The sequence below is a fragment of the Streptomyces sp. NPDC001515 genome, assembly GCF_053597115.1.
Genome location: NZ_JBSFHN010000035.1, coordinates 86,077 through 95,227, shown reverse-complemented (window position 1 = coordinate 95,227; position 9,151 = coordinate 86,077). Strand labels below are relative to the sequence as shown.

Genomic DNA, 9,151 nt, shown 5'->3' with positions numbered 1-9,151 from the left:
GACGCGTCGGGCCGTGACCCGCACGGCACCCCTACGCTGTTCCGGTGTCCGACACCAGCTATCTCGCCGAGGGCCCGCGCACGGGCATCCGCCCCTTCACCCACGCCGACGCCGAGGAGTTCACCGCCCGGGTCCGCGAAAGCCGGGACGCGCACCGCCCCTGGCTGTTCCCGCCCGCCGATCCCGACGCCTACGCCGCCTACGCGCGCCCGCTCATCGAGGACCCGACGAGGGCGGGCTTCCTCGTCTGCGAGCGGCGCGGCGAGCCCGGCGGGCCGGCCGACGGACCCATCGCCGGGTTCATCAACATCAACAACATCGTCACCGGCGGATTTCGCTGCGGCGCGCTGGGCTACGGGGGCTTCGCCCACGCGTCCGGGCGCGGTCTGATGAGCGAGGGGCTCGGCCTCGTCCTCCGGCACGCCTTCGGCCCGCTCGGCCTGCACCGCCTCGAAGCCAACATCCAGCCGGCCAACACCCGGTCGATCGCCCTGGTCCGCAGGGCGGGCTTCCGCCTGGAGGGGTTCTCCCCGGACTTCCTGTTCGTCGACGGCGCCTGGCGGGACCACGAACGCTGGGCGATCACGGCCGAGATGCGCTGAACCGGCCCGGCCGGTCCGTACGCCCGGGCGGGATCGGCGTGCCCGGGGCGGATGCCACGAGGTGCGCGGCCGGACGTGCCGGGATAGGAAGAACGGAACTGCCGTCACGGAGCCGGTGCCCCGCCGGCGGGCGGCGGGAAGGACGGGCCATGTTCCAGGAGCGCAAGGACCGCCGTCACGCCAATCGCGCGTTCGAGCACGGCGAGGGCGTCACCCGCTACCGGATGCGTCAGAAGCTGATCTCGATCGGCGACGACTACTGGATCGACGACGACGCCGGCGACCACCGCTACAAGGTGAACGGCAAGGCGCTCCGGGCCCGCAGGACCTTCCACATCGAGGACCGCGACGGGCACCGCGTCGCCACCGTCCAGAGCCGGCCGCTGCGGATCAAGGAGTCCATGGCGATCGAGGACGCCGACGGGCGGCGCGTGGCGATCGTCAAGAAGGCCGTCGTCGGCCCGCTGCGCGACCGCTGGCGCATCAAGCGGGAGGACGGCGACGACCTCACCGTCCACGGCGACATCGTCGACCACGAGTACACGATCGAACGCGACGGCTACAAGATCGCCGAGGTCTCCAAGAAGTGGTTCCGCGTGCGCGACACCTACGGCCTCGACATCGGGCCGGGCGCCGACCCCACCACGGTCCTGGCGGCGGCGGTCGCCATCGACGCGATGGCCCACCCCGGGGACTGACCGGACGCGCGGTCCCTCGCGGGCCCGTGCCCGTCGGGCGAGTCCCGACGAGACGGCCCGGCCGCTTCGAGGGGTGCGCGCGGATCAGTCCAGGTCGGGCAGCCGGTCCGCCTCCAGGGCCCGCATCGCGTAGGACGCGTTGAACGGCAGGATGGTCACGGCGACATGGGGGAGCTGTTCGAGGGTGCGGGCCATCGTCTCGCCGGTGCCCCGGTGGAGGATCTTGCCCAGCGCGTTGGCGTACATCCGCCTCGGGACGAGCACGGTCAGGGAGGTCTCGCCGTCCTCGGTGGTGCGGACGGCCAGCTCCCGCATGGCGTGCCGCAGCCGGCGGTCCGGGCAGTCGACCAGTTCGAGTTCGACGGAAGTCGCGGAGGTCGACTCCCATACCGCGGAGAGCCGTTGGGCGTGCGCGACGTCGATGGCGAAATGCACGGCCCGCACCAGGTCGGGGCGGAGCTCGTGTGCGTAGCGCAGCGCCTTCAGCGTCGCCAGGTCCAGGGTCTCGACCAGGACGAAGACCTGGTGGCGGCGGGCGCGCGGGCGGTCGGCGCCCTCGGGGAGGCGTTGCAGGGCGGCGGTCTCGCGGCGGTATTCGCGATTGATCCGGATCAGGCCCCAGACGCCGAGGGGGAAGACGATGACCACCAGCCAGGCGCCCTCGGTGAACTTGGTGACGGCGAAGATCAGGACGACTGCGGCGGAGAGGACCGCCGCGGCGGCGTTGACCCCGATTTTCGTCCGCCGCCAGGTCTCGCGCCGCCGCAGGTGGTACGCGGCCAGCCCGGAGCCTGCCATGGTGAAGGCGGTGAACACGCCGATCGCGTACAACGCCACCAGCCGGTCCACGCTGGCGCCCGTGACCAGCAGCAGCGCCAGCGAGAGCGCGGTGAGCGTGAGGATGCCGTTGGAGAACGCCAGCCGGTGTCCGCGCCGGGTCAGCACCCGGGGCAGGAACCGGTCCTGCGCGACGAAGCTGGCCAGGAACGGGAAGCCGGTGAACGGGGTGTTGGCCCCGGTGTACAGGATCAGGGCGGTCGCGAGCTGGACGAGGACGAGCCCGGCGGTCCCCAGCGTGTCCCCGCCGAACGCCAGCCGCGCCTCCTGGGCGATGACGGTCGGGGTGCCGTCGGTGTACGGGACCGCGTGCGTGGCGTGCGCCAGCAGGGACACGCCCAGGACCAGGACGGCCAGCACCACGCTCATGGTGATCAGGGTGCGCCGGGCGTTGCGGCCCTGCGGTTCGCGGAAGGCGGAGATGCCGTTGGAGATGGCTTCGAGCCCCGTCAGCGAGGAGCCGCCGTTCGCGAAGGAGCGCAGCACGATGAAGAGCGACGCGCCCTGGAGCCAGCCGTCGCCGGGCGTGCCCAGCGGGACGACGCCGGGGGCGTGCAGATCGGCGTGCGGCAGGTCGCCCGCCAGCGCGCGGACCGCCGCCACGACGAAGACCAGCCCCATGGCGGCCATGAACAGATACGCCGGCAGCGCGAAGAGCCGCCCCGCCTCGCGCACCCCGCGCAGATTCCCGTACGCCAGCAGCGCGATCACCCCGGCGGAGACCGGGAGCTGGAGGTGGTCGAGGCCGGTCCAGCCGTTGCCCGCCAGATGCGCGAGGGAGATCAGCGCGTTCGTCCCGGCGGACGCCTGGACGGCGACGGTGACGATGTAGTCGACGAGCAGCGCCACGGCCGCGACCTGGGCGACGTCCGGCCCGAAGTTCTCCCGGGCCACGACGTACGAACCCCCGGCCCGGGTGTAGATCGTGACCACATCGCTGTAGCAGAGCGTCAGGAGCAGCAGCACCAGCAGGATCGCCCCGGTCACCGGCAGCACCATCGTGAACGCCGCCGTCCCCACGACGGGTACGAGGACCCGCAGCATCTCCTCGGAGCCGTACGCGGAGGAGCTGACGCAGTCGGACGCCAGCACACCGAGCGCCGTCCGGTTGCTCAGCTTCTCCTCGCTGACGCGCTCCGTCGTGAGCGGCCTGCCGAGCAGCCGTCGCTTGACGCGGTACAGGGGCCGGTCCAGGGTCATCCCGTCATCAGAACCGGTGGGCGGCGGCGATCCGCGCAGGCTCCACCGGCGGGCACTCGTACGGAGCCGCTACGGTCGGCTGCCCGGGGGCGCGCCGGTTCCCCGTGAGGGGCGTCCCTCCGGTCAGGACACCGGGGCCGTGAGCAGGCCCCGGTCCGGCGCCTCCGGAAGACACGGGCTGATGGTGCGCCAGGCGTGGGCGACGTACTCCTCCTTCTCACCGACCGGGGCGACGTAGTGGAGCGCGTCCTCGGCCTCCTCCCGGCCGCGCAGGCGGGCGATGATCCAGGCGGCGAGGTACGACGAGGCGAGGCAGCCGCCGGCGGTGGCGACCGACCCCCGGGCGTGGAACGGGGCGTCGAGGACGTCGATGCCGGCCGCGACGACCCAGGGCCGGGTGGTCAGATCCGTGCACGCGGGCATGGAGCCGAGCAGACCGAGCCGGGCCAGCACGAGGGCGCCGGAGCACTGGGCCCCGATGAGCTGACGGGAGGGGTCCAGCCCGCGCAGGACCTCCATGATCGCCGGGTCCTCGACGACCTCCCGGGTGGCGATCCCGCTGCCGATGACGACGGCGTCCGCCGCGCAGGCATCCTCCAAGGTCGACATCCGCTCGACCACCACCCCGTTCATCGACGTCACCCGGGGGGTGGGGGAGGAGAGGGTGACGCGCCAGCCGTCGGCCCGGACGCGGTTCAGCACCCCCAGCGCGATCAGGGAATCCAGTTCGTTGTAGCCGTCGAAGGTGAGGATGGCGATGTGCACGGCGGTGGCCTTCCTGCCGAGGAGCGCGGATGGGCCGCCACGGTACGAATCCGCTGTCAGGACAGTCAAAGAATTGTCATGGATACAATCCGTCCCATGGCAGCAGCGCGGTACAAGGCCCTGGTCGACGCCCTCGCCTCCGACATCCGGGCGGGGCGGCTCACCCCGGGCACCCGGCTGCCGACCCACCGCGCCCTGGCCGCCCGGGAGGGCGTCGCGGTGGTGACCGCGACCCGGGTCTACGCCGAACTCGACGCCATGGGCCTGGTCAGCCGCGAACAGGGGCGCGGCACCTTCGTCCGCGACCGCGCGGCCCCGCCCGGCCAGGGCCCCGACCAGCGGGCGGTGGCCGCCGACGCCGTCGACCTCACCTTCAACCACCCCTCACTGCCCCGCCAGACCGGCCTGCTGCGCGCGGCGCTGCGCGACATCGCGGTCTCCGGCGACCTCGACGCGCTGCTGCGCTACCAGCCGCACCGGGGCCGCCCCCAGGACCGGGCCTCGGTCGCCCGCCATCTGCGACGCCGGGGGATCACGGCCGACCCCGACCGCGTCCTGATCGTGGCCGGCGCCCAGCACGGACTGGCCGTCACGGCCATGGCCCTGCTCGGACCCGGAGACGTCGTCGCGGTCGACGCGCTCACCTACCCCGGCTTCAAGGTGCTCGCGCAGAGCCTCCGCCTCGACCTGGAGCCCGTCCCCGCCACGGCGGACGGCCCGGACCTGGACGCCCTGGAACGGCTGTGCGCCACCCGGCCCGTGCGGGCCCTCTACACGATGCCGACCCTGCACAACCCCCTCGGCTGGGTGATGCCCGAGGCGGACCGCGTCCGGCTGACCGCGATCGCCCGCCGGTACGGCGTGCTCCTCATCGAGGACGCCTCGTACGCCTTCCTCGCCGACAACCCGCCCCCGCCGCTGGTGGAACGGGTGCCGGAGTTCACCGTCCACGTCTCGGGGCTCTCCAAGAGCGTCGCCACCGGACTGCGGGTCGGTCACCTCCTCGCCCCGCCCGACCGGGTCCCCGCACTCGAACGGGCCATCCGCGCCACCACCTGGAACACCCCGGCGCTCACCACGACGCTCGCCTGCCGATGGCTCGACGACGGCACGGCCGACGCCCTGGAGGCCCGGAAACGGGAGGACGCCCGCGAGCGCCAGGCACTCGCCGCCACGGAACTGGCCGGACTGCCGCTCGTCGCCCACCCCGCGTCCTACTTCACCTGGCTGCCGCTCCCCGACAGCGCCCGCGCCGACCGGCTGGCGGCCACCCTCGCCCGGCACCGCGTCTCGGTCACCACGGCCGAGCCCTTCAGCACCTCGGCCCGCACCCCGCAGGCGATCCGCCTCGCGCTCGGCTCGGCGGAGCCGGACGTCCTGCGCACCGCCCTGCGCACGGTGCGCAGGCTGGCGCTGGAGGACGCCTTCGCCTGAACCCCGGTACGGGGGGCGGGAGTCGGTGGTACGAGGAGCCGTTACTCCGGCGAGGCGGGCGTCGGTCCGTGCCCTCGGGGCAGCGGTCGGCCCTTTCCTCCTGCCCGGGCCGGGGCAGCGGGGTTCCTCCCGCCCGGACCGGGCAGTCTTACCGGGCGCCGCCGCCCGGCCGACCGTCCGGGGCCGCGGCGGCCCGGCCGTACCACCGTCGAAGGAGAAACCCCGCATGTCCGAACAGCCGTTATTCGTCCTCGACCCCACCGGGAGCGACCCGGACACCGAACACCGGGCGCTCCTCGCGCGCGGCCCCGCGACCCCCGTGGACGTCCTCGGCGTCCGCGCCTGGTCCGTCTCCGACCCCGCGCTGCTGAAGCGGCTGCTCACCAGCCCGGACGTCTCCAAGGACGGCCGGGCCCACTGGCCCGCGTACGCCGAGACCGTCGCGACCTGGCCCCTGGCCCTGTGGATCGCGGTGGAGAACATGTTCACCGCGTACGGGGCGGACCACGGCCGGCTGCGCCGCATGATCGCCCCGGCCCTCTCCGCCCGCCGCACCGCCGTCCTCGCCCCGGACATCGAGGCGCTGGTCACCGGCCTGCTCGACGAACTGGAGACGGTGCCGCCCGGCACGACCGTCGACCTGCGCGCCCGGTTCGCCCATCCGCTCCCCATCGCCGTCATCAGCCGGCTCATGGGCCTTCCCACCGACCGGCGCGAGGAGCTGCGCACCCTGGTGGACAATGTGTTCGCCACCCACCTGACAGCCGCCGAACAGGCCGCCAACACCGCCGCGCTCTACGAGCTGCTCGCCGGACTCGTCGCCGCCAAACGCGCCGAACCCGGCGACGACATGACGTCCCTGCTGATCGCCACCCGCGACGAGGAGGACGGTTCGGCCCTCAGCGACGCCGAACTGCGCGACACGCTCCTGCTCATGATCAGCGCCGGGTACGAGACCACCGTCAACGTCATCGACCAGGCCGTCACCACCCTGCTCACCGACCCCGCCCAACTCGCCCACGTCCGGGACGGCCGGTGCACCTGGCACGATGTCGTCGAGGAGACCCTGCGCCACGAACCCGCTGTCAAGAACCTCCCGTTGCGCTTCGCCCGCGCCGACATCCCCCTCTCCGACGGACGCACCATCCGGGCCGGGGAGGCCATCCTCGCCTCCTACGGCGCGGCCAACCGCCACCCCGACCTGCACGAGGACCCCGAGCGCTTCGACGCCACCCGACCCGGAAAGGAACACCTGGCCTTCGGCCACGGCGTCCACTTCTGCCTCGGCGCCCCGCTGGCCCGGCTCGAAGTCGCCACCGCCCTGCGCCTGTTCTTCGACCGCTTCCCCCACACCAGCCTCGCCGTCCGCCCCCAGGAGCTGACGAGAATCCCGAGCCTCATCAGCAACGGGCACACCACCCTCCCCGTACGGCTGCGCCCCGCACAGGACGCTCCGGCGAGCTGAACGCGGGCCCGTCCCTACTGAATGCTCCAGCGGTGGGGGTGCCCGGGATCCCGGGGGCAGGCGAACACGTTCAGCTCACCCCAGCGGCCGACCACGACCTCGGTCGGGGCGGCGGCCCGGTGCGCGGGCAGCCCCTGGTCCTCCAGGGGCGTCCAGCTGCCGCTGCCGCCGTCCCACTCCGAACTGTCCACGGTCAGCAGCAGGTCCATCGGCGCCGAACAGGTCCGGCAGTCCATGGGGGAGGGGTCGGTCAGGTGCCAGGACGCGAAGCCCCCGACGCGCCAGCCCGGCGGAATCGACAGATCGTACTGGTAGCCGAGCACCGGCCGGTCCTCCTCCCCGTCCTCCCGCGCCTCGGCCAGCTCCTCCTGCTCCTCGTCCCAGGCGTCGATCCGGGCGCACAGTTCCTCGGGGAGCAGCCCGGCGAACGGGTAGGTGGTCACCTGTTCCGGGTGCAGCACACACGGTTCGGGCACGTACCCGTCGAAGCCGACGACGGCCGGCTCCGGCGGTGCGGACAGTACCTCCGTCACCTCCCACGAACGGCGCCACCGCAGATCGAGCAGCATGCCGTGGCCGGTCGGGCCGTGGGCGTCGAAGGGGCACCAGAAGACCTGGAGCAGATCGCAGCCGTCCGGCCCCGGGGGAAGGTCCGGTACGTCCCGGCGGTACAGCTGGGCCAGCGCGGTCAGCGGCAGCGGAGCGGTCGCCGCGTCCCCCTCGACCCGGTGCTCCCCTTCCAACTCGCCCAGCAGCCGCCGGTCTTCATCCGTCGGGCCGCCCCGCGGATCCCGCCGCCACGCCGCCGCCAGGATCTCCCGCCGCCGGTGGACGTCCGCCGGACGCCGGCCCCGCGCATGGGCATGCGCTTCGGTGCACACCGGCCAGGGCTCGCCCGCCGGCCACAGCATCGGCCCACCCACCGAACTCTCCGCGGCCACCGGCCGTCCGGGCCGAGGATGGAGCCGGGTCGTCGTGCCCCGGTGCGCCGCCAGTTCAGGAAACAGCGCCTCGACGTCGAGCGGGCGGGGCGGTGTGGTTCTCGGCATGGGAGCGACCCTAACGGGTGCCGGGCGGACCCGTTCCGCCAGGCCGGGGCGGTGGCCGGCCCGGCGCGGCGCCGTATGCCGGAGTCGCGGGCGGGCGTCCACGAACGGTTCCTCGGCCGGGCCCCTGCCCGCCCCCATGAAAGGATTCGGCCATGCCGATCGCCGCCGTGTCCCCCGGAGTGTCCCTCGCCTACCAGACCTTCGGTGACCCGGAGGACCCGCCCGTTCTGCTCGTGATGGGCTTCGGGGCGCAGATGCTCGCCTGGCACGAGGACTTCTGCCAGGCGCTGGCGGATCGCGGCCGGTACGTGATCCGCTACGACAACCGCGACTGCGGACTGTCCACGAAGTTCGACGAGCACCCGGTCGACGTGGCCGCGTTCATCGCCACTGTCACCTCGGGCGACCTCCCCGCCGCCCTCGCGATGATTCCCTACCGCCTCCACGACATGGCCGACGACGGACTGGGCCTGCTCACCGCGCTCGGCATCGAACGCGCCCACGTGGTCGGCGCCTCCATGGGCGGGATGATCGCCCAGACGATGGCTATCGCCTCCCCGGAGCGGGTGCTGACCCTCACCTCGATGATGTCCTCGACCGGCGAGAGCGCGTACGGCCAGGCCGCCCCGGAGGCCCAGGCGGTGCTGTTCACCCCGAAACCGGCGGATCGCGACGGCTACGTCGCCGCGGCCGAGAAGGACCTGGTGTGGGCCTCCAAGCGCTACGGCGACCCCGCCGCCCTGCGCGACCTGGCCGCCGCGAGCCACGACCGCTCGTACTACCCCGCGGGGATCGGCCGGCAGCTCGGCGCGATGATCCTCAGCGGCTCACGCGCGGACGCGCTCCGCGAACTGCGGGTGCCGACGCTGGTGGTCCACGGCCTGGACGACACGCTCATCGCCCCCAGCGGCGGGGAGCGCACCGCGGAACTCGTCCCGGGGGCGCGCCTCCTGCTGGTCCCCGACATGGGCCACGACCGCCCTCGGGAACTCTGGCCGGTCCTCGTCGACGCCGTGGTCTCCCACACCGGCTGAGCGGTCCTGGACGCCGCCCCCGCACCCGTCCCGGCGGGAACCCGCACCGTGCCGGGGCCGGCACCCG

Annotated in this window: 8 protein-coding genes; 5 read left to right on the top strand and 3 right to left on the bottom strand. The window is 73.5% G+C overall.

Annotation, left to right across the window (positions count from 1 at the left end; translation table 11 throughout):
* Positions 1–44 precede the first annotated feature (44 nt).
* Both ACWCXC_RS30185 and ACWCXC_RS30180 read left to right on the top strand, forming a co-directional pair.
* Positions 45–602 (top strand): GNAT family N-acetyltransferase, encoded by a 558-nt coding sequence (locus tag ACWCXC_RS30185; protein ID WP_450684796.1) that lies wholly within the window; start codon positions 45–47, stop codon positions 600–602.
* Between the two features lie 149 nt (positions 603–751).
* A complete protein-coding gene (locus ACWCXC_RS30180) occupies positions 752–1,300 on the top strand; it encodes an LURP-one-related/scramblase family protein (protein ID WP_450891095.1) in 549 nt (182 codons plus the stop codon).
* An 84-nt stretch (positions 1,301–1,384) separates the two neighbouring features.
* On the opposite strand, the gene ACWCXC_RS30175 is transcribed toward ACWCXC_RS30180, so the two are convergent.
* Both ACWCXC_RS30175 and ACWCXC_RS30170 read right to left on the bottom strand, forming a co-directional pair.
* Positions 1,385–3,337: an APC family permease gene (locus tag ACWCXC_RS30175; RefSeq protein WP_450891094.1), complete on the bottom strand. Its 1,953-nt coding sequence runs from the start codon at positions 3,335–3,337 to the stop codon at positions 1,385–1,387.
* 123 nt (positions 3,338–3,460) lie between these two features.
* Complete coding sequence (locus ACWCXC_RS30170) at positions 3,461–4,102, bottom strand: DJ-1/PfpI family protein (RefSeq protein WP_450891093.1); 642 nt, start codon at positions 4,100–4,102, stop codon at positions 3,461–3,463.
* Positions 4,103–4,198: 96 nt separating this feature from the next.
* Here ACWCXC_RS30170 and ACWCXC_RS30165 point away from each other — a divergent pair, with 96 nt between their 5' ends.
* Together ACWCXC_RS30165 and ACWCXC_RS30160 are read left to right on the top strand one after the other, a co-directional pair.
* Positions 4,199–5,536, top strand: coding sequence for an aminotransferase-like domain-containing protein (locus ACWCXC_RS30165; protein ID WP_450891092.1), 1,338 nt, complete (start codon positions 4,199–4,201; stop codon positions 5,534–5,536).
* A gap of 226 nt (positions 5,537–5,762) precedes the next feature.
* Entirely contained in the window at positions 5,763–7,001 is a 1,239-nt protein-coding gene (locus ACWCXC_RS30160) for a cytochrome P450 family protein (protein WP_450891091.1), read from the top strand.
* Positions 7,002–7,015: 14 nt separating this feature from the next.
* Here ACWCXC_RS30160 and ACWCXC_RS30155 read toward each other — a convergent pair whose 3' ends face one another.
* Positions 7,016–8,050 (bottom strand): hypothetical protein, encoded by a 1,035-nt coding sequence (locus ACWCXC_RS30155; protein WP_450891090.1) that lies wholly within the window; start codon positions 8,048–8,050, stop codon positions 7,016–7,018.
* A gap of 152 nt (positions 8,051–8,202) precedes the next feature.
* Between ACWCXC_RS30155 and ACWCXC_RS30150 the strand changes: the two genes are divergently transcribed.
* Positions 8,203–9,084, top strand: coding sequence for an alpha/beta fold hydrolase (locus ACWCXC_RS30150; RefSeq protein ID WP_450891089.1), 882 nt, complete (start codon positions 8,203–8,205; stop codon positions 9,082–9,084).
* Positions 9,085–9,151: the final 67 nt, after the last annotated feature.